The following is a 989-nucleotide window of genomic DNA, read 5'->3' as shown; positions in this document are numbered from 1 at the left end:
GGATAACCTACTTGCATCCGGTGTTTACATGGAAGGTTTCTCTATTGAAGATAACGGGGCAACTATCCAATTCAATATCTATGTACCAAACATCCAACCAGACGTTGAAATCAACTATGCAGACGGCTCATCAGTAGGTCCTGAAGGCCCAACACAAGATGAATCATTACCAAACTTAAACCAATCTTCAACCGTTTCTGAAACTGCCCGTGCAGCCGAAAGTGCACCCGCTACTACAGCGCCCGCTTCCGGCGGTGATGTCGGTTCGGTTGATGCCAATGGCAACGGTCAGGTAACCATTAAAGAAGCCAAAGCAGCAGGCTTTTCAATGCCTATTTATGCTGATCATTGGTTATATCCATATATGGATGATCGCGACGGTGACGGTATGGTTGGTGAGTAATTTATCCTTACAATTTGTATATACGTCAAAAAAGGCGAAATGCGCTTGAAAAAGTGCATTTCGCCTTTTAATTCATCTTACTTAAGTTAAGTCTTCTCCGTCTGAATCAATGGCTTTACGGAACCAATCAAATGAAGCTTTTTTAGAACGTTCTAGCGTTCCGTTACCTTCATTATCGCGGTCGACATAAATCATACCATAACGTTTTTTCATTTCTCCTGTTGTAAAGGATACGATATCAATGACACCCCATGGTGTATAACCCATTAAATCAACACCGTCTTCATTTACAGCTAGTTTCATCTGCTCGATATGGTCACGTAAGTAAGCAATACGTGCTTGGTCATGGATTTGACCATCTGCATCAAATTCGTCTACCATACCTAAACCATTTTCCACGATAAATAATGGTACTTGGTAGCGGTCATAGAAACGATTTAATGTATAGCGTAAACCGATTGGGTCAATTGCCCAACCCCAGTCAGATCGTTCAATGTATGGGTTTTCCACTTCATGCGGCACACCACCATGAACTTTGTTAGATGCCTTGATTGGCTCATCTTTATCCACCATCGTTGACATATAG

General features: G+C 42.0%; 1 protein-coding gene and 1 pseudogene. One reads left to right on the top strand and one right to left on the bottom strand.

The annotated features are described in order from the left end of the window. Positions 1–403 (top strand): annotated as a pseudogene (locus ACRCJ0_RS15395) (DNA/RNA non-specific endonuclease); the annotation flags it as partial. An 81-nt stretch (positions 404–484) separates the two neighbouring features. Here the strand turns inward: ACRCJ0_RS15395 and ACRCJ0_RS15390 are convergent. Further along, the coding region (locus ACRCJ0_RS15390) for a family 1 glycosylhydrolase (protein ID WP_431391067.1) at positions 485–989 on the bottom strand (505 nt) is incomplete at its 5' end.

Source organism: Aerococcus sp. L_32 (assembly GCF_050689315.1).
Note: the sequence above shows the minus strand (reverse complement) of the source record. Positions and strands in the feature narration are given on the sequence as shown.